Consider the following 21364-nt stretch of genomic DNA (forward strand, 5'->3'; position numbering starts at 1 on the left):
CACAAGAAATCAATGAGAAGTTATCATCTCGTACCTAATTTAGGAGGTGAAAGATATGCCAAACATTAAATCTGCGATTAAACGCGTAAAAGTTAACGCAAAAGCTAACGCTGCTAACTCTCAAGCTAAATCTGCAATGCGTACTACAGTGAAAAAAGCTGAAAACGCTGTTGTTGCTAACGCTGAAAACGCACAAGAACTTTTACAAGCAGCTTACAAATCTTTAGATAAAGCAGCTTCAAAAGGACTTATCCACAAAAACGCGGCGGCTCGTAAAAAGTCTCGCCTAGCTAAAAAAGCATAAGTGTTATATAAAGGATCAGTTTACTCTCTCTTGAGGTAACTGATCTTTTTTCGTTTCTCAATGAAAAAATGCTGCCTTTTTGGACAGCATTTTTTATAAATTCTTATAATACACCATTACTAGACAATTCGTTTTAATAGTGGTATTTTTTGAATGATCCACACAATGATTGTTGACAGCACTAAAATAATGAACACTTGCATGGGAATAGCTATAAACGGCTTAAAAAAGAGCTCATTGCCTTCAAAAAAGTAAGGACGCACTTTATCAAGAATCATCGCATGAATTAAATACACACCAAAACTGGTTTGCCCTATTAGCTTGATAATCCCGCTTGTCACATAGGTTCCACGTGCTACCTTTCGATTGACCCAATATTTCACAAAAACAAAGAGTGCAACACTCATCGCAATAACATTAGGACTGGTGTACGAAAAAGCATAGCTTGTAAATTGCCCCTGCTCCTCCGTTAAGACATTTGTACGAAATACCGTTTCGATTGCTCCTACCATCCCTAAAACATATATCCCAATACGCCATTTCTGTGCTATCTCAAATGCGGCTATATAATAGCCGAGTAAAAAGAAGCCAATATATTCACTCAGCGGGAAAAACAGCGTAAATTCATTACTCACTAGATAGGAATAATAGCGGAAACCTCCATAAAATAATAGCCAAAGAACGATTACATAGCCAATCATTTGTCTTGATGCATGATTGACAAAAATATTAAAAATTGGCACTAGTAAATAAATACCAATGAGTGCATAAAAATACCATAAATGATAATATACCTGATTATTGAAAAGCATAATAAAAAATTCTTTCAACGAATAGCCAGGGCTCCACATATATGTTGCCCATGCATAATAGATGACGGACCAAGCAATAAACGGCAGTAAAATTTTATTGGCACGTTTTTTGAAAAAAACACCTAGGGGTTCTTCCTTACGCCCAAGTAATAGTGCCCCACTAATCATTAAAAAAATTGGCACACACCATCGAGATAAGGCGTTATAAATAATGCCGATTTGCCAATCAATCTCATTAATTTCATCATAAAGTACGACATAAGGTGTCGCAGCATGTAATAATAGCACGCCTAAAATTGCCATAGCACGTAAGCTGTCCATATACTGAATTCGTTTTTGCACGTTCAAAACCCCCCACGACATTATACAACCATCGTTGTCTACCTAAAATTAATTTTACAGTTGTCGTAGTAAAAACAGTTCTAAGTAACGCTCACGATTACCACCGGTCGTTTTTAGCTGTAAATCCACTTCAGCTAATTGGTACAGAGCCTTTAGTAAACTCTCCTCAGATGGACGGTTACGTTGCTCAACCATTAACTTAACACGATAAGGATGGATTTTTAAATTTTTTGCAATTTGCTGCGGATGATAACCCTTTTTCAATAAATAAAAAACATTCGACATTGTACGGACATTGGATGCAAGAAGGCCTACAAGCATGATGGGTTCTTGTTTTTGGCGCAGTAAATCGTGGTAAATAGTCAGTGCCGCAACCGGTTCATTGGCAAAATATGCATTCAACATTTTGAAGGCATCCTGTTCCAATGTTTTCGCCACTAAATCCTCAACTAAAGTAGTCGTTATTTCCCCACCCTCACCTAAATATAAGGACAATTTTTCGATTTCCATTTGAAGTTGAAGCATGTTTGAACCGACCATCGTAACAAGCTGCTCGATGGCATTTTGTGTAATAGTGTTTCCTTCTGCCTTGACAAGCCCTTGAATCCACACAGCTAAATCTTGCTCTTTTGGTGTTTCCGCTTGTACTAAAAAGGCATGTTCTTTCATCATTTTCGTTACTTTTTTTCGTTCATCCAACTTTTCATAGGGTGCAATAAAAACCGTTACAGAAAAATCTGAAGGATTTCCGAGCCATGCCTCTAACCGTTTCACATCGTGATCAATTTTTTCTTTACCTTTTTCTGTCGCTTTTAAAAAGGAAGCATTTTTGGCAATAATAAGTTTACGTTCTGAGAAAAAAGGGATGGTATCTGCTTCATCAATCACTACATCAACGGGCATCTCTTCTAAATCAAATGTACTCATTTCTATCTCTTCATCGGGGCCTATTGCTTCTTTTAAACGTTTTACAGTCTCATCTATAAAATAGCTTTCCTCCCCAACGAGCAAATAAACTGGCGAAAGCTCACCTTTTTTTATGTTGTTCCAAACGTTTGAAATCATTGTTTCCCCTCCATATAGCAATAGAAATAGTATACATGATTTACGGCCCTTTGTGACTTTGACTGATTTGTGTCCCTTGCAGCACGGTTAATTCACGTTTTCGATATAGCTTTTATGAAAATGTTGTCTTATAATAAATAACAGAATTGGAGGGATAACAATGAATCCATTTGAAGGTAAAAATATACAATGCAGACGTAACGATGCAATCGACTCAGGCATTGGTTTCGGCGTATCTTTTGCAGTCTTTGCTATTATGTTCGTCATCGCAATAGTAGTAGACTATGTTGCAATGTAAACCTACCTCTTACACAGGTAAAAAGACCTTGTTCAATATTGGACAAGGTCTTTTTCTGTATGCATCGTCCATTGATTACCCTTTATTCGGATTTCAATTGTGCCATCTATTGCGGTTGTCCTTGTCATTAATTGGCGTTTTCTAAAACGCTCTACGACCATCTCATGTGGGTGTTTGTAGCGATTATTGAGCCCTGCACTAAAAATCGTCAATTCAGGCTGTAAGAGCTCAACAAAGGGCTCGATGCTTGACGTTTTACTGCCATGATGCCCTGCCTTTAAAAGCGTCATATTCGCTATGTGGCTTCCATAAAGCTTGATGAGCTCTCTTTCCCCTTTCTCCTCTAAATCACCTGTTAAAAGCGCCCTAAACGCCCCTTGATGCATATATAAGACAATTGAATCGTCATTGCCCTCGTAATTCGTATCATGGGGCCATAAATAATGAAAGCTTGTCTCGCCCACTTGCCATGCAGTTCCTTGCATCTTTTCTTTAACAGGCACCTTTTGTTGCTTTGCTTCTACTAACAAATCTTGCATCACAGGTTTATCTATTGAGTCTGGTGTCACATGAATTTCTTCCATGCGAATTTCTTTTAATACTTCCTCTGCTCCCTCTACATGGTCAGCATCAGCATGTGTCACTAAGAAAATATCTATTGTTCGTATACCCTTGCCCTTTAAAAAAGGCACAACAACCTGTTTTCCAACCTCATAGGGGCTAGTAGGCGTCTTCCATGGCTCCTGCTCAAAACGAAGAAGCCCACCGGCATCCACAACATACACAGCCTGCCTAAAAGGTAGTTCAATAACCGTACAATCTCCCTGCCCTACATTTAAAAACGTAAGCTTTGTCTCGCTATACAACAATGGCGCTACGTGAATACAAATAACGGGAAAGCAGAGCACAATAACGAACTTACCATAGTGTCTAGCCTCTAAAAAATATAAACCTACTAACACACTGACAAATGCCATACAGACAAGCCAAATGGCAGGCTTACCAGGTGTCCAAAGCTGAAACGGCAATGCTTGTAAATATATTATTGCCTCGGTCAACCAAACACGTAATGGCTCATATATACTGAACATGAATTTTGCCATAGGTATGGATATAGCCGTCATACCAAGCAGTACAATATTAGCTGGTAAAATGATAAATGAAAACAGTGGTACGAATACTATATTCGTTAAAAAAGAAGAAATTGAAACTTCATAGAAATGATGGAGCAATAACGGATATACAAGAAGTTGGCATACAACTGTTACTAAAAATGACTGCATCAACCAGCCCTTTGATTGCTTAAAAATCATTCCTGAATAGACAATACCCAGCGTTGCTAAATACGACAATTGAAAACCTACCTGAAAAATCACACCAGGTTCAAGCAGTACAAATCCTATAAAGCTAATTGCTAGTGCATCATCAATGGGCACTTGCCACTTCACATAGCGCATCAGCATGACAAATTCAACGACCGAAACTGCACGCCATACCGAAGGGGCACCACCAGCCAAAATTCCATATACAGGTAAAACAACGAGTAAAATACCCCTCGCTAGTTCTTTACGTACGCCAATGCGCAATAGACCTTCGTAAAACAACCATGACACGAGTGCCACATGTAGACCTGAAATGGCAAACAAATGCGTAATGCCGAGCTTTTGATAAGCACGCTCCAGTTCATCGTCGACATGGTCTTGCAAGCCTATGAGAAGCGCCTGGGCCTCTGCAACGAGTGACTGTGGAAACGTAGCCTCAATATGTTGTTTCAAGTACCATCTTTGCTTGGCCAGAAAGGCTCGAATTGATTTTTCTGCGGATACATATGACCAGCTTGTCACTTCGACTATGCCATTTGCACCTTTACTCACTAAATAATCGTGCATCGAAAAAGCGTATTTATGTGCGGGTGGATTTGGTGCTACAAGTTCACCTTGCACATGATACCTAAAGCCTGTAATCGGTGTATTTTCATAAAAACTTTTCTCCTGCTCAGAGGAGAAGGTATACACGATATATAGTTTCTCACCTGTCTCAGTTTTCGCAAAACCACGTAGTTTTTGTCCATTGATTTTATAGTCGTTTGTCCATGTTAGTTGAAAGGATGACGGTAAAGGGGAAGGTTCCGTCAAGTGAACGATTGATAAGAAGAGAAATGAAAGAAGTCCAGCACCCACAACGAACGCTGAATTTACATGTGGCTCACCTTTAAAGGTAAGCCACATTGCTAATAGTAGTAGCATGATAAGTAGCCACGCGGACTTGTGTACCGCTAATGATGCTACAAGTAATGCCAGTGCTACGTATATCCATTTATGCTTTACAGTGTTTTTCCAAATAATGCACTCACCTTCTGTTCGTAGGGGAGTAATTTTTCTGCAGGGAGGCCACTCTCACGTAACTCGTGCAGCATGTCTATGTACAAGGCTAATTTTTCATTGCTTAAGAAGTCAATTTTACGTTCATCAAATGGGACGTGTAAGACTTCCACACCAGCTTTTTTGAATAATTCTTGTGCATACGGATTGTTTTTATAATCTGTTGCATAATATACGCGCTCAATGCCCGCTTGAATAATTGACTTTGTACATGGCAGACAGGGGAAATGCGTAACATAAAGGTCTGCTCCCTTCGTCGGTGTACCGTACTTTGCACATTGTAGGAGTGCATTCATTTCTGCATGTATTGTACGCACACAATGATTATCAACGACATAGCAGCCTGCTTCTATACAATGTTCATCACCAGTAATCGAGCCGTTATAGCCCCCTGCAATAATCCGTTTATCACGTACAACCGTTGCACCTACTGCTAGTCTTGTACACGTGCTTCGTAAAGCGAGTAAATGGCTTTGTGCCATGAAAAATTGATCCCAAGTAATACGCTCCATATGACTACCTCCAAAAATTTTAGGCAATCGATACTTACTGTCAACGATCGCTTTTATACTATAGTGTAGCCCTTTTTGAAATGAGTCGTCAATATCACATACTATTGAAGAGTTTAGTTTACCGTAATTGAATCTTTTAGTTTTTCAAATGTCTTATCGCCTATACCGGTAATCTTTTTTAAATCTTCTATTGACTGAAAGCTACCATTTTCCTGTCGATAAGCAATGATGCTTTGCGCCTTAGACGGACCAATTCCTGATAAAGTTGTTAGCGCCGCCTCATCTGCCTTATTTATATTAATCTTTCCATCTTTCACGCCTTCACTGCCTGTAGATGCTTCACCAGCCGGCACAGCTATAAAACTAGATGATACATGATCTAGTTCTTCACCCTTCATAGGAATATAAATGACCATTTCATCTAACACTTTTTGTGCATGATTAATAAACTGCGTATCTGCATCCTCTGTATAGCCACCTGCTAGCTGTACCGCATCTATGATCCGTTGCTCAGGTTTAAGCTCATAGACACCAGGATGAAAGACAGCACCTTTTACATCCACAATCACCTGTTGTGAGACCGCTTCTTGGACAGGCTCTATTGATGCAGTTTGGTCAGTAAGTTGGATTGTTTCGATGAGCTCTTCTTGGGGAGGTGAAGAGTCAGAACCCGAAAAATAGAAGTAACAAAGTCCACTGATGACAAGCATGCCGGGGAGCAACATACTTTTTCTATACTTTTGCCATAAAGATTGGATCATTAAAAACATCCTTTCTATGCAAAAGGCACATCATATGGAGCTCCCTTTATCATACAATACTGCCCTATAATTGAAAAGTATTCTATCAATCTATTATCGATTTATATTTTAATTGAAGTTCTTTCGTTAACACACGTTCCTTATTGAAATGGTTAACATAGACACACTGCATCATATCTTCCTCGTCAAGTAACATATCCGTAAAAATACGCTGAATAATAGGTGCTAACTCTTCCGGATTTGCATACATCGTATTCCAAGCTCGAACTTTCAACTCTAAATCATTGCCAAGTGCTGCTTCTTCTAAAACCTCTATGGGTACAGGCTCACTAAAATGTGCGTAAGGGTCCTCATAGACGGCTGTATGTATAAAGTGAATACAGTCCCCTAATTGATCTGCAACACGTCTATCACCCACGAAAACGCCATTTTCATTTACATATAAATTGCCCTCTTCCAATTGTAAAAATGGAGATTGCTTGTGAATTGCCATTATTTTTGATTTTACCTGCGGAGCAAAAAATAATAAACCATGCTCTAACTGCAAGGTTTGCATATACAATTCGAAATCATTTTCCATAAAATCATAATAAGCTTTAGGTCGATAATAATAATCCGCATCGATGTCCTTTGCTTCAATCGTCCACTCCGTCTCAGGGCAATCGACCGTAACACGTAAGGCTACTCCATTGGCTGTCTTTTGCAACTCATCATAAACATAATACTGACCTGCTACGAGCTCGCCAGCCTCCATCACAATATTCGTAAACGTTAAGAATATGATTGATTTAGTTGTAAAGCCCCCTGTTGTATCAATAGTTAGCTTAATATGATGATCCAAACGCTCAACATCAACTATTCTCGTATCATGTAAGGATTGCTCAAAAACCTCACGTACTGTGTTTTTTAAATAAGGTAAGGTCTGCACTTTTTGATGGTAAGCCGCTTCTAAAACAGCATCAAATTTAGCAATATGTTGTTGCTGCCATTTTATATAATCTTCTCGGACAGCTTTTGCAAGTTGTGGTGTATTCATCGTACCATCTAACACATACGTATGAAAACGCTGTGGTAGAAAGCTTAGTAAATAATCCCGTAGTTCCATTATTTCCCTGTTTTTTTCCTGCAGTAAATTAAGTCCCTGCTCTTGAGCATACGCTATTTCATCCGCCCAGGCGGCATCGTTTTCAACAAGCGTTAGCACATGCGCTTGCTCATAAGCCTTTTTATACTGTAGCGATAAATTCCACATACAATCACCTCATTTCTATTATATTAGCGTATATATCGTAAAAATGTCATAAGCTTTATGCCACTTTTGATAATTCTGTTCCATAAATTATATAATTTATGAATCTAATGGAGTTATTATAAGGGAGGAATCATTATGAAGGTGAGAACTGCCTCTATTGAAGATGCACAAGCAATAGCAAGAGTACATGTAGATAGTTGGAAAAGTACATACGTAAATATTATTCCACAAAGCTATCTTGAACATTTATCTTATGAAAAAAGAGAAAATTTGTGGCAACAAAATATCCTGAACGAATATGTATTTGTTGCAGAAAATGATAGTGGCGAAATTATTGGTTTTTGTAGTGGAGGTAAAAATCAAAACGACGAATATAGTGATTTTGAAGGGGCATTAAGTTCAATATATTTAATAGAAAATTATCAAGGTAAAGGCATTGGAAAACAGCTAGTACAAACAATTATTCAATGTTTAAGAAATTCTGGTATGAATTCAATGCTTGTATTTGCGTTAGCAGATAATCCATCAAAATACTTTTACGAAAAATTAGGAGCTTCTTTTATAAATAGCATTGACATAAAAATTGCTAATAGGAAGTTAATAGAACATGTTTATGGATGGGAAGATTTAAAATCCTCAAGTACTTATTTCAAGGATTTACGATAAGATAGCAAATACAAAAAAATACCTGCTCCTCCATATGATAGAGACAAGTATTTTTAAATATTAATTTTTACTGGTAGCTAACTAAAAAAGGCAGTTGAATATTCAACGATTCCTGAAACATTCCGAAGACCATTCTCTGTTAATTCTACTGCCATAAATGCATTATCTGGCACTTCAAATGGTGATTGGATACCCCAAAGGGAGGCAGGCTTAAAACCAAATTTCGGATAGTAAGTTGGATGACCTAATACAATGACAGAATCATATGCCAGTTCTTTCGCTTTGCTTAAACTTTGCGTTATTAATAATTTACCAATCCCGTTATGTTGAAATTCAGGTAGCACGGAAACAGGTGCAAGTGCCAAAGAATCGATTACTTGCTGGTCATTTACTATTGTTATTTTTGTTAATAAAACATGACCAACAATTCGTTTATTTTCAACGGCAACTAAAGACAATTGTGGTTGAAAAGCAGCTGAATTTCGCAATCGTGCTACTAATTCATGCTCTGTTTGGTCACTCATTTCTTCATGTGCAAACGCAGCTCTCACTACGTCTTCTGTTTCCTTATAATCTGATACTTTTTCTTGTCTAATGACTATTTCCAAAAAGAACAGCTCCTTCCTAACAACCATATTGAATTAAAAAACAGCCCGATAAAGTTTAGAACTTCAACCGGGCTGTGTCTATTATTTCACCGCACGTATAAAAATGCGTTCGCTTTCGTTTTCAGGTGCTTCCTCTGTAAAATCAGCCGTTACCTCAACATCCTTAAAACCGATTGTACGAAGCCATGTCATATACTGTTCAAGCGGGAATGTGCGTTGTATATGCTCCTCGTCGAAGCGCTCGTACAAGTCACTTGCCCCATCACGCACATAAAACGTCATTTGATGGACAACAGCATGTTCAAAGTCACCAGGTTCGGTATGCCATACATAACTTATATCACCGTCATCATACGTAAAGGGACCATCTAAAAAGATTTCATCCATTTTAAATAATGAATGGACATCAAAGAATAGCTGTCCACCTTCTCGTAAAGCCTCAAAAATACGCTCTAGTGTTGCATATACTTCTGCTTCCTCAACGACATAATTGAGTGAGTCAATGGCAATTGTGACAACATCAAGTTCCGCAAAACCGTCTAATTCATGCATTGACATGCAATAAAGTGGTATCTGCAATCTTACAGCTGCAAAACGCTCCGCTGCAATCGCCAGCATCTCCTCAGATAAATCGACGCCACTCACCTTGTAGCCAGCATCTGCAAGTAAGAGACCAAGCACACCCGTACCACAGCCAATATCTAAAAGATTCGGGTATTGTTTACTCGGTGCATGCCGCATAACCCATTCCACATAGCGACTATAAGGAATATCAATTTGCAGCTCATCATACACCTGAGCAAAACGCTCATAACTACTCACTTACGCCTCAGCAATGTCTAGCTGAGGTGCATCGCCCCATAGACGCTCTAAGTTATAATAAGCACGCTCATCTTTGTGGAAGACGTGTGCCACAACATCACCTAAGTCTACAAGAATCCAACGTGCGCCATCGAAGCCTTCCACACGACGAATCTCATGGCCCTCTTTCACTGCCACATCTTGTAATTCACGTGCAATAGCTTGCACTTGGCGGTCTGAGTTACCATGAGCAATGATGAAGTAATCTGCTAATAGTGAAATACCCTGCATATTTAACACGACAATATCCTCACCATGTTTGTCGTCAATTGCTTTGTAAGCTGCCTGTAATAAAGTTGAAGTCATCCTTCACTGTCCTCTCTTTTCATCAAATCGTTATAACAATCTATTGATAGTGGATAAATCGGTTGCCTCGTGTCAATTAAAAACGCCAATGTATGACGCACACAAGCACTCACGGCCTTATCCAAATTCTTTTGTGCTTTTTTGCGCAGACGTTCTACTCCGTCAAATTGACGATTTGGTTCAATCATATCTGCAACAAAAAGTATTTTTTCTAAACGGCTCATGCCCACACGTCCTGTCGTATGAAAACGAATAGCATTTAATAAATCCTCATCCGCAATGCCAAATTCATGTTCTGCAATATACGCACCGACTGGCCCATGTAGTAATTCACTACCCCATCCAATAAGACGTTGATCTAGTTGTTGTTCGCGAACAATTTTTTCCATCCAAGCAATATCTGCATACTTTGCAATATCGTGAAGTATGGCCGCTGTTTCAGCTCTTTTCTCGTCCTCGCCATACACTTTCGCTAAGGCAATCGCTGTTTCCATTACACCTATCGTATGAATATAGCGCTTTTCAGGCATTCGTGGCTTAATCGCCGCTAAATACTGTTCACGTTCCATACAGACCTTCCTCTCGTATGAACGTCTCTACCACTTCTGGCAATAAAAATGTTACCGTTCCACCAGTAGCAAGGCGTTCGCGAATCAAGGTTGACGATAAATCGATTTGTGGCACTTCCACCATTAATACAGGGTACTCTGTTTGTGCCTCCGTACTTGGACGTTTCACACCTACAAATTGCACAAGCTTTACTAATTCGTCGATACGATACCATGTATGGAGAGAATCAATCATATCTCCACCAATAATAAAGTAAAACTGAACATCAGGCTCTCTTCCACATAATGCAGCAAGTGTTTCATACGAATAGGATACGCCACCTTTGACTACCTCATACGACTCTACACGAAAATGCGGATATGGAGTTATTGCACGCTTTACCATTTCAAGTCGAGCTGTATCACTTGCATCATGACGTGCCAGCTTATGCGGTGGTAGTGCATTCGGCATAAAACGAATCTCATCTAATGCCAAGGCATGAAATACTTCATTTGCCATCATTAAATGCCCGATATGAGGTGGATTAAACGTCCCTCCGAGTAAACCGACTTTCTTCATTGCCTCACCTTATTTCGCTACTTTGGGTAATACAATCTTTTTGTTATTGCGTGATTCTTTATATAAAACAACTGTTAGACCTATTAATTGTACAAGCTGCGCATGCGTACCCTTTGCTAGAGCATCTGCCACATCTTGCTTGTCCTCTTCACAGTTATCTAAAATACGTACCTTAATAAGCTCACGTACCTCTAATGCTTCTCGAATTTGCTTTGTCATTTCGTCACTAACGCCGCCTTTCCCTACTTGGAAAATCGGTGTTAAATGATGTGCTTCTGCACGTAAAAAACGCTTTTGTTTACCTGTTAACATAAAAATTATTGTCCTCCTAATTGCGCCTTCAATTGCGCAATCATTGAATTTGTATTTGGATATTCGCCAAGCCAGTAATTGAAAGCAATCGCTCCTTGATGCACGAACATCCCAAGACCTGTTACGACGGTTGCCCCTTTTTCCACAGCCGCTTGTAAAAAAGGCGTCATTAATGGATTATACACAATATCTGCAACAATTGCGCCTTTTGCAAGTCGATCTAGTGAAAATGGCATTGAAAAATTGCCCGTAGCAAGCCCAGCCGACGTCATTTGCACTAAAATGCTGAAGTCAGCCAATGTTTCCTCTGCTTGTGCCAATGTAATGGCACGGCCAATACCCAATTCATCAACAATAGTCTGCGCATTCGCCACTGTCCGATTAGCAATGGTTAAATTCGTATAACCTTGCTGTTGCATCGCAAATGCAATCCCACGTGCTGCACCACCAGCTCCAATAAGAAGCACAGGCTTTTCCTTGTGCGATTTGCCAACAGCTTCTTCAAGTGAATGAACAAATCCAACGCCGTCTGTATTATACCCTCTTAATTTGCCTTCTTTTGTACGTACTACGGTATTTACTGCTCCCATTTTTTCTGCTAACTCATCTAGCTCATCTAAATAAGGAATGATCGTTGTTTTATGTGGGATTGTGACGTTCCAGCCACTTGCACCCAATATTTTAAAACCAGCAACGGCTGCCTCTAAACTTTCAGATGTTACATGCACTGGAATATACGCCGCATCGATCATCATTTCTTCAAACCATGCATTTTGCATTGCTGGTGATTTAGAATGCTCGATTGGATCGCCAATAACCGCAAACCACTTCTTCATTTTCTAGTGCCTCTTCTCTCCTGTTTGTTTATTAAATGAGTGACGGACGAATCGATACTTGTACACCTTTTGGCGCATGTGCTGCAACGACAACATTTGCATGCTGTATCGTAATCCAACCGAGACCAGAAAACACCACATCGGTTTTCGCTTCTTTTATCGAAAACTCATGACGTACCAAATCTGGTAGCTGGTCGATAAAGTCTGAAGTTGGTGGTGCCAGTAACTCCCCTTTATGCTCAGCATATAATGCATCCGCCTTTTCAAGCTTCGTTCTGTGAATCGGCAAATCATTTGCCACATGTACCGTAAATGCTGAACGCTCCCCTTGGATAAAGTCAAAACGAGCAAGGGCCCCAATAAATAATGTTTGACCAGCATTTTGCTGATAAACTTTTGGCTTAATTTCTTTTTTGGGCATAATATATTTCAATTCACTTGCGTCAATATGGTGTGCCATCTGATGGTGATTAATAATTCCTGGCGTATCATACAATGCACTACCATCATCAAGTGGTATTTCAATCATATCTAATGTTGTTCCTGGGAAATGAGAGGTTGTAATTACTTCTCCTTCACCAGTTGCTTGTTTAATAATGCGGTTAATGAAAGTCGATTTCCCAACATTGGTACAACCTACAACGTAAACATTTTGTCCGTTACGGTATTCGTCGATAGCTTCCATTGCTTCAGCCATCCCGTTGCCCTTATGCGCACTGACTAAAAGTACATCAATTGGTTGTAAGCCAAGAGCCTTTGCTTCACGTTTTAACCAATTAATGACTTTTTTAGGCTTGACAGACTTGGGTAGTAAATCGGCTTTGTTTGCTACTAGTAACACTGGATTTTTGCCAACGAAGCGGTGAAGCCCTGGCAACCAGCTCCCATTGAAGTCAAAAATGTCAACAATTTTTACGATTAAGCCTTGCTGTGTTCCTAGACCATTTAAAATACGTAAAAAATCATCATCCGTTAATGACACTGGTTGAATTTCATTGTAATTTTTCAAACGGAAGCAACGTTGGCATATGACCACGTCTTTTTCTAATGATGATGGGGGTGCATACCCAACTGCTGTTTTATCTTCTGTTTGAATTGTCGTACCACAACCAATACAATTTGGCATTTCGTTCATTCTTTTTCCTCCCAAGTAAGTATTCCTTTTCGTTTTAAATCACTGAACACTCGGCGCTCAATGAAACGATTAAATTTTGTAACGAGTCCATCTGATTGTGCAACTGGTTTTACTAAAACCGTATGCAAGCCTAATCGATTGGCACCCATTACGTCTGTTAGTAGTTGATCTCCTACCATTACTACTTCATTTGGACGTAACCCTAGTTGAATAATGGCACTATAAAATGCATTACGGAATGGCTTTTTTGCTTTATGAATATACGGAATCCCCAGTGGTTCAGCAAAATGTTTAACACGCGCCTCGTTGTTATTCGATGCGATGATAATACGAATACCCGACTCTTTCATAATACGTAGCCAAATAATTAGCTCTTCCGTTGCATCTGCACGGTCCCACTCCACAAGCGTATTATCTAAATCCGTAATAATGCCTTTAATGCCTAGTTCTTGAAGCTTTTCTGGTGTTATTTCAAAAATACTCGTCACAAATTCATCTGGTAATAAAAAATTATACAAAATAGCGACCCCTAATCTAAATGTATTATTCGACCATTATAGCATATTTGCGAAGGCTTCACCCATTCGAATTGGGCTTCCCTGCACTACATTATCAGTAAATGCAATGGCATCTTTTTCAAATAGCATAACCACTGTTGAACCAAATGAAAAATAACCGACTTCCTCACCCTTACGCCAATGGGCTGTCGTATTTGTCAGCACGATGGAGTTTACAAAGGTAGCACCAACTTTAATGAATGCGACTTGCTGGTCATTTGCCACTTTCAACTCTGTCACAAGGCGATAATTATGCGAAATCGGTTTTTTACCATATGTGAGACCAAGTTGATTTACAGGGTAGGATGTTTGACCTAGCGTATATTGTCGTAGTACATGGCCATCAATCGGGCTATGCATTCGGTGATAATCTGCTGGGCTTAAGTAAAACACGATGTAATGTCCATCTGCATATTGAGCAGCCCGCTCTGCATTACCTAGTAAATCCTGTAAAGAATAGGGCTTGCCTTTTACAAGAAAAGTCATATCCCATTCAATACGTCCAAAAGATTCCACTTTCGCATCAACTGGACTTGCATAGATTGTAGGACTTTGTTCGATTGGTCGTGCTTCTTCTAATAACTCTCTCGTAAAAAAGTCGTGCAAACTTGAAAATTGTTGTGTTTTTTTTGAAACTTCTTCAAGGTTAATATCGTATATTTTCATATAGCTCGGAATAATACGTCTACTCCACTTTGCTTTTGCAATTGTTTGCAAAATATGGGAGGACTGCTTGCCATTTGTTAATTCTATCAAGCGTTGATACAGTTTCTCTTTCATAAAGCAAAACTCCTATCGATTAAATTAGACTGTCAATTTTTTCGCATCCGAAGTATAATGGTACAATATCTTAAGTGCAAAGGAGTGATCCCCCTTGTTTTTTTATCACAAGTTGGTGGATACCACGGTTAAGAAAATGAAATCGCACGCAGCAAACTTCATTACAATTAGTAATATGTCCTTTGGTGGCGCGGCCATTATGGCCACTTTACATGAATATTATAGCTACAGTGTCCTGTTTATCTTTATTGCAGCCCTTCTTGATCGCTACGACGGAAAAGTAGCGCGCGCGCTCGGACAAGAATCTGCGTTAGGTAAGCAATTAGATTCTATGAGTGATATTATATCATTTGGTGTAGCGCCTGCATTATTAATGTACGAAGTTGTCTTGGTCGACTTTGGTTTTGTCGGCATGATGATGACTGTTCTATACATCGTCTGCGGTGCGATGCGATTAGCTCGCTTCAATATTAGTGAAGCTAATGGCTTTTTCACAGGGTTACCGATTACAGCTGCTGGTACGTTATTAACATTAACGTATTTTGCATCTAATACGTTCCACCCTGCGTTTTATCTTTTCTTGTTTCCAATACTAGCGTTATTAATGATTAGTACTATCACGCTAAAAAAAGTGTAACAGCAACTTGCTGTTGCACTTTTTTTCATTGAACGCCGTTTCTTAACATATACTGTCGAAAAATGGGGAAAGGATGAAATCATTCAATGAGCGGAATTTTTACTTCTATGCTTCAATTATGGCTTGAGATCCCTGCTTTATTAGGTTACTTAAAAGGGCAAACATTCCATAAACCCTTTTCAAAGGAAGAGGAAGCTGCTTGTATTGAACGATTTTTAGGTGGCGATGAGCAAGCACGTCTAGATTTGATTGAACGCAATATGAGACTCGTCGCACATGTCGTAAAAAAATTCCATCCAAAACATGAGCAGCTCGATGACTATATTTCCATCGGTACAATTGGTCTTATGAAAGCCGTAGAAAGCTATACCCCTGACAAGAAAACCCGATTAGCAACGTACGCAGCACGCTGTATCGAAAATGAAATTTTAATGCACCTGCGCACCCAAAAGAAAGTTCAAAAGGATGTATCCTTATTTGAACCAATCGGTACAGACAAAGATGGCAATGCTTTGCAAATTCGTGATCTCCTGCAATGTGATGAAGAGAGCGCGACAGAAAAAATCGAACACAAGGAGCATGTTGCACAGCTGTATCGCTATTTGCACATGCTCGATGAAAGAGAGCTTGAAATTGTGACACTTCGTTATGGCTTAAATCATCAGGATGCACTGACACAAAAAGAAATTGCTGCCCGCTTGAACATTTCTCGTAGCTATGTATCTCGCATTGAAAAGCGAGCACTCATTAAACTCTATCAATTTTACAAAAGAGATCAAAAGTCTATTGAGTAGTTTATTGTAAATTGTTAAAGACAAAAATTCAACATATCGTTTCGTCTCCATGTATCCTTCTGCCTTGGCTTGTGCGCTTTTGGACAAAAATCACTTACTGTTGAACATGTAAAAATGTCGAGGAATTTTGAATGGTGCGGCACCAATATAACACATACCCACTTTACGTAATTATTTGTATCCATTTCATAATTCACTTTCATATCAATAAAGGCGAATATTATGAATGAAATAAAGTAATTATTCCTATCACATAGGTATATTCCGCTGGATTAGCTCCCTAACACTCCTAACAAAATATACGTGTTTCTTTATAGAAAAACTATTTATGAAATGAATTACCTTAAATAACATTTAGCCCACTCTAAATAATTCATGAGCTGTATACTCCTGGTGCATATAAGAAAAAGCTCCTTTGTGGCTTTCACAGCCTCAAAGGAGCTTTCTACACAGTTTAATGAGTGGATTCACTAAGTTCAGCTGAAATAAGTGAACCGATTAACGTCGTAAGAATGACTACGCCTGCTGTCAAAAATAACATCATTCATGCCTCCCAACCGAATGCAAAAAAATTAATCCCATATGATGTGGTACTCAGACGCCCACTTCAAATGAAGAGTAGGTGGGCCATTTGAGAGGGCTAATAGGAACACAAATGATACACATACAAAATTCACAGCAGTTTGTGGAATCGTATGTGGAATGCGTTCCTGCCGGTCAACTAAATCGTTGGATACGAAGGACAGGACATTCTGTATCATGGCTTGCACAACATGTCCAGTACATCGAAAGTTTCCATCGATTAAAGTTTATTTTATTAATGACAGTGTAGCATTTGTTTACACAGAAAACTGTGATTTTTCTCACTCGCTGGTCACTCATTTTGTCCATTTTGTGTAGATTATAGCGAAGAAATCGCTTTTAATACTACCTGTGTCGAATGTTTTGCTGCTACTGGTAAAAACTCATCAAAGCTGATGTTTGATTCTTTTCCTGCAATATCTGATAATGCACGAATCACAACGAATGGCGTGTCAAATTGATAACAAACTTGCGCAACAGCTGCCGCTTCCATTTCGACCGCTTTCATTTGTGGGAAATGATGACGTACAGCTTCCACACGTACTGAATCATTCATAAAGGCATCACCTGAACAAATTAAACCAATATCATATTGATGTTCGCCTACTGCCTTCACAGCCTCTTCAGCGACTTTCATAAGCTTTGCATCCGACTTATATGCAGCAGGCATACCAGCCATTTGTCCAATCTCATAACCAAAAATCGTCACATCCACGTCATGATGACGCACTTCATCTGAAATGACAACTGCACCTACTTCTAATGCTTCGTCATAGCCTCCAGCTGAGCCAGTATTAATGACCACATCTGGTTTAAATTCATGTAATAAAATGGTTGTTGACATCGCTGCATTGACTTTACCAATACCGCTCTTTAATAAAATAACTTCTTTGCCCTCATATGTTCCTGTTGTATATTCACTACCTGCAATTGTTGTGCTAGTAGCACTTTCTAAAGATGCACGTAATAATTCTACTTCTTCTTCCATTGCACCGATTACAGCGATTTTCATGTGTATGTTACTTCCCTTCTATATTCAACTCTATTAAAAATAATCAATAGAGTTACTTTCGTCAATAGGCACCTTCCAATGTATTCAGTTGCTCAAGCTTTACAGGCAACCAGCCCTCATTGTTAACCCATTCCATGCTCACACGATATATTTCTGTCTTGTCATTCGTAGATATCGTGGCTATGGCTGTATCAGCACTACCATTATTTTTTAGACGCCAAATAATCATATTGTCTTCGGCGATGCCTGTGGCAGCTGTAATGGTCGCTACTTTTTCAGCCCAGTCTACAGACTTGGCATCATACGATGATACATGCTCACCTGTTTGTGTTGTAGGTGTAGGTTGCCAGCTCTTATCTGTCACTACACGGTCAACAATTGGATTATCCGATGGTGTTTCTTCAGTTGTGTCCTGCTCAGGCTGTATTGATTCCTCTATAGGCTTGTCATCTTCAGATACTTCCTCGTCGACTTCGTCTTCGACGTCTTGCTCTTTCGGATATTCTTTCGTCGCATCATCGTTCTTTTGTTCTTGAATTGGGTCCTCTTTTACGGTTTCTTCTGTGTCGTCTTGCCATTTAAACACATACATTGCCGTTATCACAATTAGTATAAGGACAATGCCAATTAAAACATTTAAAAGTTTATCGAACTTTTTTTTGCGAGATGGCTGCAGATGACGATTGCTTCGCGTTTGTCGTTCACTCATGAAGACTCCCCCTCTCTAGCCAATATTTTAACAAGTTCCTGACCACTTGCAAAATAAAAACAGCTAGCTTCTCTTAAATTAAGAAAAGCTAACTGCTTGTACACATCGATTATTTAATCGAAATAATTTTAACTTTCATCTCGCCACCAGGTGTTTGGACAACTACTTCTTCACCTTCTGCTCGTCCTAGTAAGCCTTTAGCAATTGGAGATTCATTTGAGATGCGGAATTCCATTGGATCCGCTTCTGCTGAGCCAACGATTGTGTATGATTCTTTATCTGTTGATGGTTTGCCATCAATAATCTCTACAAATGTAACCGTTTTCCCAAGTGAAACTACACTGTTATCTGTTTGATCTTCTGTGATAATAACCGCGTTACGAATCATAGATTTTAAAGTAGAGATTCGTCCTTCTAAAAAGGCTTGTTCTTCTTTAGCAGAATCATACTCAGCATTTTCAGAAAGGTCCCCGAAGTCACGTGCAATTTTTATACGTTCCACGATTTCCTTACGTGTTTCTGTTTCTAATTTCACTAATTCTTCTTCTAATTTTTTCTTACCCTCTGCTGTCATTGGGTACTGTTTTTCATTTGACAAAGTTATTCACTCCTTATTTCTTCAATATAAAAACATAAAACTCGACCAAATGCATGCAATGATGCAGTTAATCGAATTTTATTATTTTTAATCCATTTCAAAATGCTCTTTGACCTCATAGTATGCATGCTTTACAAAAATATGCTTTTGATAAGCATGTAAATATTGTCAATACCACTCTATCTTATTACAATACGTGGTCAGTTTCAAGAATAGTTTTAATTTTCGTTACCATCAAATCGATTGCCACCTCATTATCCCCACCTTCAGGAATAATAATATCAGCATAACGTTTTGTTGGTTCAATAAACAAATTATGCATTGGACGCACCGCAGATAGATACTGATCAATCACGGAATCCGTCGTACGTCCACGCTCTTTAATATCACGCAGTATACGACGAATAATACGTAAATCAGAGTCTGTGTCCACAAATAATTTAATGTCCATAAGATTACGTAAGTCCGCATCTTCTAGCACTAAAATACCTTCTAATATAATAACATCTACCGGAGCTACAGGAATTACTTCTTTTGCCCTTGTATGTTGTACGTAGTCATATACAGGTTTTTCAATCGGCTGACGCTTTAATAGCTTATTTATATGCTCAATCAGTAAATCGTTATCAAACGCAAGTGGATGGTCGTAGTTTGTCTCTAAACGCTCCTCAAACGTTAAATGACTCTGATCTTTGTAGTAATAATCTTGTTCGATTACCACTACAGAATGCTCTCGGAAAACATCATAGATAGCACGTGTCACACTCGTTTTACCCGAGCATGAGCCACCAGCAATTCCGATGACGACTGGACGCTTAGTTGCCATTACTTATTCTCCTTTCGCATCATATTGTGCGGTTTTAAAGGCGTATCGCATGTAAATTTAATAATTTGTAATGGATGGCGTGCCGCATCTAAACTATTGCCATCTTCATCCCAAATTTCACCCATCGTGAAGCGAATATTGTCAATTTCTGGACCAAAGAACTCTACTTCATCTCCAGGTTTAAAATAGTTGCGTTGTTGCATTGTCACTATTTTTGTTTCTGGATCATGGTCTAAAATTAACCCTGCAAACTCATATGTCGTTTTACGGCCATGTACGCCAAACATTTGCTCTTCATGGCCTGGTGCATCGTGAAAGAATGCTTCCGCTGTGTCACGATTTGCACATTTATCTAGCTCTTCAAGCCATTCACGTTTAATGTTGAAGTTATCTGGGTCTGCACAATAAGCATCAATCACTTTACGATAAACAGAAACTACGGTTGCCACATAGTGGATGGATTTCATGCGGCCTTCCACCTTTAACGAATCAATACCCAGCTCGATCATATGAGGAATTGCTTCGATTAATTTTAAATCTTTTGGGCTCATAGCGAACGAAGCATGATTATCATCATAAAGCGCTTTTTCCGCACCGTCTTCTACCTCATATAAATCATAATCCCAGCGACAAGATTGACAGCAGCCTCCACGGTTAGAGTCACGTGCCGTCATATGATTTGATAGTACACAACGACCAGAATAAGCGATACACATTGCACCATGAACGAACGCTTCGATTTCGATATCGACTTTTTCCTTCATTAGCTTCATTTCTTCGCCACCTACTTCACGTGCTAAAACTACGCGGTGTAAGCCCTCTTCTTTCCAATACTGTACTGCCTTCCAGTTAGACAGAGATTGTTGTGTAGAAAGATGAATTTCAAGTTTAGGCGCAGCTGTACGGCATGTTTCAATAATTAGCGGGTCTGCTACGATAATGCCTGTTACGCCTGCAGATTCAATATCCTTCAAATACTGCTCTAAGCCGTCCATATTTTCATTGTGAGCAAAAATATTCGTTGTCACATATATTTTCGCGTCGTATTTATTGGCGAATCCTACACCCTCACGCATTTCCTCAATGGAGAAGTTATCTGCATTTGAACGAAGACCGAATTCACGACCACCAATAAATACTGCATCTGCACCGTAATGAACGGCCACTTTTAATTTTTCTAAGCTACCTGCGGGGGCAAGTAGTTCAGGTTTCTTTGTAATGACGCGCTTCCCATCCACGATTCCACGGATTTTGTCATTTTGTTGTAATGCTAATGCCATGTTCTTGCCA

At 39.2% G+C, this 21364-nt stretch carries 26 protein-coding genes; 5 read left to right on the plus strand and 21 right to left on the minus strand.

What is annotated here, in order from left to right:
* Nucleotides 1-55: 55 nt before the first annotated feature.
* Nucleotides 56-304 carry a 30S ribosomal protein S20 gene (rpsT, locus tag H131_RS14565; protein ID WP_010859941.1) on the plus strand — a complete coding sequence of 83 codons (249 nt, stop codon included), beginning with the start codon at nucleotides 56-58 and terminating at the stop codon, nucleotides 302-304.
* Nucleotides 305-423: 119 nt separating this feature from the next.
* Here the strand turns inward: rpsT and H131_RS14570 are convergent, their stop codons facing one another.
* Nucleotides 424-1458, minus strand: a complete 1035-nt coding sequence (locus H131_RS14570; protein WP_010859942.1) for an acyltransferase — start codon at nucleotides 1456-1458, stop codon at nucleotides 424-426.
* A 54-nt stretch (nucleotides 1459-1512) separates the two neighbouring features.
* The gene (holA, locus tag H131_RS14575; RefSeq protein WP_010859943.1) at nucleotides 1513-2523 is read right to left on the minus strand and encodes a DNA polymerase III subunit delta; all 1011 of its coding nucleotides are present in this window, start codon (nucleotides 2521-2523) and stop codon (nucleotides 1513-1515) included.
* Between the two features lie 160 nt (nucleotides 2524-2683).
* On the opposite strand from holA, the gene H131_RS23805 reads away from it, so the two are divergent.
* Nucleotides 2684-2821, plus strand: coding sequence for a YqzM family protein (locus H131_RS23805; protein WP_010859944.1), 138 nt, complete (start codon nucleotides 2684-2686; stop codon nucleotides 2819-2821).
* A 32-nt stretch (nucleotides 2822-2853) separates the two neighbouring features.
* Here H131_RS23805 and H131_RS14585 read toward each other — a convergent pair whose 3' ends face one another.
* The 4 genes from H131_RS14585 to H131_RS14600 form a co-directional block, all read right to left on the minus strand.
* Entirely contained in the window at nucleotides 2854-5067 is a 2214-nt protein-coding gene (locus H131_RS14585; RefSeq protein ID WP_010859945.1) for a DNA internalization-related competence protein ComEC/Rec2, read from the minus strand.
* A 77-nt stretch (nucleotides 5068-5144) separates the two neighbouring features.
* A complete protein-coding gene (locus tag H131_RS14590) occupies nucleotides 5145-5714 on the minus strand; it encodes a ComE operon protein 2 (protein WP_010859946.1) in 570 nt (189 codons plus the stop codon).
* 113 nt (nucleotides 5715-5827) lie between these two features.
* Complete coding sequence (locus tag H131_RS14595; protein WP_010859947.1) at nucleotides 5828-6475, minus strand: helix-hairpin-helix domain-containing protein; 648 nt, start codon at nucleotides 6473-6475, stop codon at nucleotides 5828-5830.
* Nucleotides 6476-6560: 85 nt separating this feature from the next.
* Nucleotides 6561-7727 (minus strand): DUF4085 family protein, encoded by a 1167-nt coding sequence (locus H131_RS14600; protein WP_010859948.1) that lies wholly within the window; start codon nucleotides 7725-7727, stop codon nucleotides 6561-6563.
* Nucleotides 7728-7862: 135 nt separating this feature from the next.
* Between H131_RS14600 and H131_RS14605 the strand changes: the two genes are divergently transcribed.
* Nucleotides 7863-8393: a GNAT family N-acetyltransferase gene (locus H131_RS14605; protein WP_010859949.1), complete on the plus strand. Its 531-nt coding sequence runs from the start codon at nucleotides 7863-7865 to the stop codon at nucleotides 8391-8393.
* Nucleotides 8394-8470: 77 nt separating this feature from the next.
* Here H131_RS14605 and H131_RS14610 read toward each other — a convergent pair whose 3' ends face one another.
* The 10 genes from H131_RS14610 to H131_RS14655 all read right to left on the minus strand — a co-directional run bounded on the left by H131_RS14610 (nucleotide 8471) and on the right by H131_RS14655 (nucleotide 14916).
* The gene (locus H131_RS14610) at nucleotides 8471-9001 is read right to left on the minus strand and encodes a GNAT family N-acetyltransferase (RefSeq protein WP_010859950.1); all 531 of its coding nucleotides are present in this window, start codon (nucleotides 8999-9001) and stop codon (nucleotides 8471-8473) included.
* Nucleotides 9002-9082: 81 nt separating this feature from the next.
* On the minus strand, nucleotides 9083-9823 hold the full coding sequence (locus H131_RS14615) for a class I SAM-dependent DNA methyltransferase (RefSeq protein ID WP_010859951.1): 741 nt from the start codon (nucleotides 9821-9823) through the stop codon (nucleotides 9083-9085).
* Nucleotides 9824-10168 (minus strand): ribosome silencing factor, encoded by a 345-nt coding sequence (rsfS, locus tag H131_RS14620; RefSeq protein ID WP_010859952.1) that lies wholly within the window; start codon nucleotides 10166-10168, stop codon nucleotides 9824-9826.
* Nucleotides 10165-10737 carry a bis(5'-nucleosyl)-tetraphosphatase (symmetrical) YqeK gene (yqeK, locus tag H131_RS14625; RefSeq protein WP_010859953.1) on the minus strand — a complete coding sequence of 191 codons (573 nt, stop codon included), beginning with the start codon at nucleotides 10735-10737 and terminating at the stop codon, nucleotides 10165-10167. Before yqeK ends, rsfS begins: the two co-directional genes overlap by 4 nt.
* On the minus strand, nucleotides 10727-11296 hold the full coding sequence (locus tag H131_RS14630) for a nicotinate-nucleotide adenylyltransferase (protein WP_010859954.1): 570 nt from the start codon (nucleotides 11294-11296) through the stop codon (nucleotides 10727-10729). Before H131_RS14630 ends, yqeK begins: the two co-directional genes overlap by 11 nt.
* 9 nt (nucleotides 11297-11305) lie before the next feature.
* Nucleotides 11306-11608 carry a ribosome assembly RNA-binding protein YhbY gene (gene yhbY, locus H131_RS14635; RefSeq protein ID WP_010859955.1) on the minus strand — a complete coding sequence of 101 codons (303 nt, stop codon included), beginning with the start codon at nucleotides 11606-11608 and terminating at the stop codon, nucleotides 11306-11308.
* A gap of 5 nt (nucleotides 11609-11613) precedes the next feature.
* Nucleotides 11614-12444 carry a shikimate dehydrogenase gene (gene aroE / locus H131_RS14640; protein WP_010859956.1) on the minus strand — a complete coding sequence of 277 codons (831 nt, stop codon included), beginning with the start codon at nucleotides 12442-12444 and terminating at the stop codon, nucleotides 11614-11616.
* A gap of 31 nt (nucleotides 12445-12475) precedes the next feature.
* Nucleotides 12476-13579, minus strand: a complete 1104-nt coding sequence (yqeH, locus tag H131_RS14645; protein ID WP_010859957.1) for a ribosome biogenesis GTPase YqeH — start codon at nucleotides 13577-13579, stop codon at nucleotides 12476-12478.
* Complete coding sequence (locus tag H131_RS14650; RefSeq protein WP_010859958.1) at nucleotides 13576-14097, minus strand: YqeG family HAD IIIA-type phosphatase; 522 nt, start codon at nucleotides 14095-14097, stop codon at nucleotides 13576-13578. Before H131_RS14650 ends, yqeH begins: the two co-directional genes overlap by 4 nt.
* 36 nt (nucleotides 14098-14133) lie before the next feature.
* Nucleotides 14134-14916 carry a phosphatidylserine decarboxylase gene (locus H131_RS14655; protein WP_010859959.1) on the minus strand — a complete coding sequence of 261 codons (783 nt, stop codon included), beginning with the start codon at nucleotides 14914-14916 and terminating at the stop codon, nucleotides 14134-14136.
* Nucleotides 14917-15052: 136 nt separating this feature from the next.
* Here H131_RS14655 and pssA point away from each other — a divergent pair, with 136 nt between their 5' ends.
* Together pssA and sigK are read left to right on the plus strand one after the other, a co-directional pair.
* The gene (pssA, locus tag H131_RS14660; protein WP_051112205.1) at nucleotides 15053-15553 is read left to right on the plus strand and encodes a CDP-diacylglycerol--serine O-phosphatidyltransferase; all 501 of its coding nucleotides are present in this window, start codon (nucleotides 15053-15055) and stop codon (nucleotides 15551-15553) included.
* Nucleotides 15554-15639: 86 nt separating this feature from the next.
* Nucleotides 15640-16347 (plus strand): RNA polymerase sporulation sigma factor SigK, encoded by a 708-nt coding sequence (gene sigK / locus H131_RS14665; protein WP_010859961.1) that lies wholly within the window; start codon nucleotides 15640-15642, stop codon nucleotides 16345-16347.
* Nucleotides 16348-17248: 901 nt separating this feature from the next.
* Here sigK and mtnN read toward each other — a convergent pair.
* The 5 genes from mtnN to H131_RS14695 form a co-directional block, all read right to left on the minus strand.
* Nucleotides 17249-17941 (minus strand): 5'-methylthioadenosine/S-adenosylhomocysteine nucleosidase, encoded by a 693-nt coding sequence (gene mtnN, locus H131_RS14675; RefSeq protein WP_010859962.1) that lies wholly within the window; start codon nucleotides 17939-17941, stop codon nucleotides 17249-17251.
* A gap of 61 nt (nucleotides 17942-18002) precedes the next feature.
* On the minus strand, nucleotides 18003-18650 hold the full coding sequence (locus H131_RS14680; RefSeq protein ID WP_010859963.1) for a YrrS family protein: 648 nt from the start codon (nucleotides 18648-18650) through the stop codon (nucleotides 18003-18005).
* A gap of 109 nt (nucleotides 18651-18759) precedes the next feature.
* Nucleotides 18760-19248, minus strand: coding sequence for a transcription elongation factor GreA (gene greA / locus H131_RS14685; RefSeq protein WP_010859964.1), 489 nt, complete (start codon nucleotides 19246-19248; stop codon nucleotides 18760-18762).
* 187 nt (nucleotides 19249-19435) lie between these two features.
* Nucleotides 19436-20074 (minus strand): uridine kinase, encoded by a 639-nt coding sequence (udk, locus tag H131_RS14690; protein ID WP_010859965.1) that lies wholly within the window; start codon nucleotides 20072-20074, stop codon nucleotides 19436-19438.
* Nucleotides 20074-21354, minus strand: a complete 1281-nt coding sequence (locus tag H131_RS14695; protein WP_010859966.1) for a peptidase U32 family protein — start codon at nucleotides 21352-21354, stop codon at nucleotides 20074-20076. Before H131_RS14695 ends, udk begins: the two co-directional genes overlap by 1 nt.
* Nucleotides 21355-21364: the final 10 nt, after the last annotated feature.

The sequence above is a fragment of the Lysinibacillus sphaericus OT4b.31 genome (genome assembly GCF_000392615.1).
GTDB lineage: Bacteria > Bacillota > Bacilli > Bacillales_A > Planococcaceae > Lysinibacillus > Lysinibacillus sphaericus_B.

Excerpts from the sequence above, each read along its gene's own strand:
- rpsT (WP_010859941.1), top strand. The coding sequence starts at position 56 with ATGCCAAACATTAAATCTGCGATTAAACGCGTAAAAGTTAACGCAAAA.
- holA (WP_010859943.1), bottom strand. The coding sequence starts at position 2,523 with ATGATTTCAAACGTTTGGAACAACATAAAAAAAGGTGAGCTTTCGCCA.
- H131_RS23805 (WP_010859944.1), top strand. The coding sequence starts at position 2,684 with ATGAATCCATTTGAAGGTAAAAATATACAATGCAGACGTAACGATGCA.
- H131_RS14585 (WP_010859945.1), bottom strand. The coding sequence starts at position 5,067 with ATGCTACTACTATTAGCAATGTGGCTTACCTTTAAAGGTGAGCCACAT.
- H131_RS14590 (WP_010859946.1), bottom strand. The coding sequence starts at position 5,714 with ATGGAGCGTATTACTTGGGATCAATTTTTCATGGCACAAAGCCATTTA.
- H131_RS14595 (WP_010859947.1), bottom strand. The coding sequence starts at position 6,475 with ATGATCCAATCTTTATGGCAAAAGTATAGAAAAAGTATGTTGCTCCCC.
- H131_RS14600 (WP_010859948.1), bottom strand. The coding sequence starts at position 7,727 with ATGTGGAATTTATCGCTACAGTATAAAAAGGCTTATGAGCAAGCGCAT.
- H131_RS14605 (WP_010859949.1), top strand. The coding sequence starts at position 7,863 with ATGAAGGTGAGAACTGCCTCTATTGAAGATGCACAAGCAATAGCAAGA.
- rsfS (WP_010859952.1), bottom strand. The coding sequence starts at position 10,168 with ATGACTTCAACTTTATTACAGGCAGCTTACAAAGCAATTGACGACAAA.
- yqeK (WP_010859953.1), bottom strand. The coding sequence starts at position 10,737 with ATGGAACGTGAACAGTATTTAGCGGCGATTAAGCCACGAATGCCTGAA.
- H131_RS14630 (WP_010859954.1), bottom strand. The coding sequence starts at position 11,296 with ATGAAGAAAGTCGGTTTACTCGGAGGGACGTTTAATCCACCTCATATC.
- yhbY (WP_010859955.1), bottom strand. The coding sequence starts at position 11,608 with ATGTTAACAGGTAAACAAAAGCGTTTTTTACGTGCAGAAGCACATCAT.
- aroE (WP_010859956.1), bottom strand. The coding sequence starts at position 12,444 with ATGAAGAAGTGGTTTGCGGTTATTGGCGATCCAATCGAGCATTCTAAA.
- yqeH (WP_010859957.1), bottom strand. The coding sequence starts at position 13,579 with ATGAACGAAATGCCAAATTGTATTGGTTGTGGTACGACAATTCAAACA.
- H131_RS14655 (WP_010859959.1), bottom strand. The coding sequence starts at position 14,916 with ATGAAAGAGAAACTGTATCAACGCTTGATAGAATTAACAAATGGCAAG.
- pssA (WP_051112205.1), top strand. The coding sequence starts at position 15,053 with ATGAAATCGCACGCAGCAAACTTCATTACAATTAGTAATATGTCCTTT.
- sigK (WP_010859961.1), top strand. The coding sequence starts at position 15,640 with ATGAGCGGAATTTTTACTTCTATGCTTCAATTATGGCTTGAGATCCCT.
- mtnN (WP_010859962.1), bottom strand. The coding sequence starts at position 17,941 with ATGAAAATCGCTGTAATCGGTGCAATGGAAGAAGAAGTAGAATTATTA.
- H131_RS14680 (WP_010859963.1), bottom strand. The coding sequence starts at position 18,650 with ATGAGTGAACGACAAACGCGAAGCAATCGTCATCTGCAGCCATCTCGC.
- udk (WP_010859965.1), bottom strand. The coding sequence starts at position 20,074 with ATGGCAACTAAGCGTCCAGTCGTCATCGGAATTGCTGGTGGCTCATGC.
- H131_RS14695 (WP_010859966.1), bottom strand. The coding sequence starts at position 21,354 with ATGGCATTAGCATTACAACAAAATGACAAAATCCGTGGAATCGTGGAT.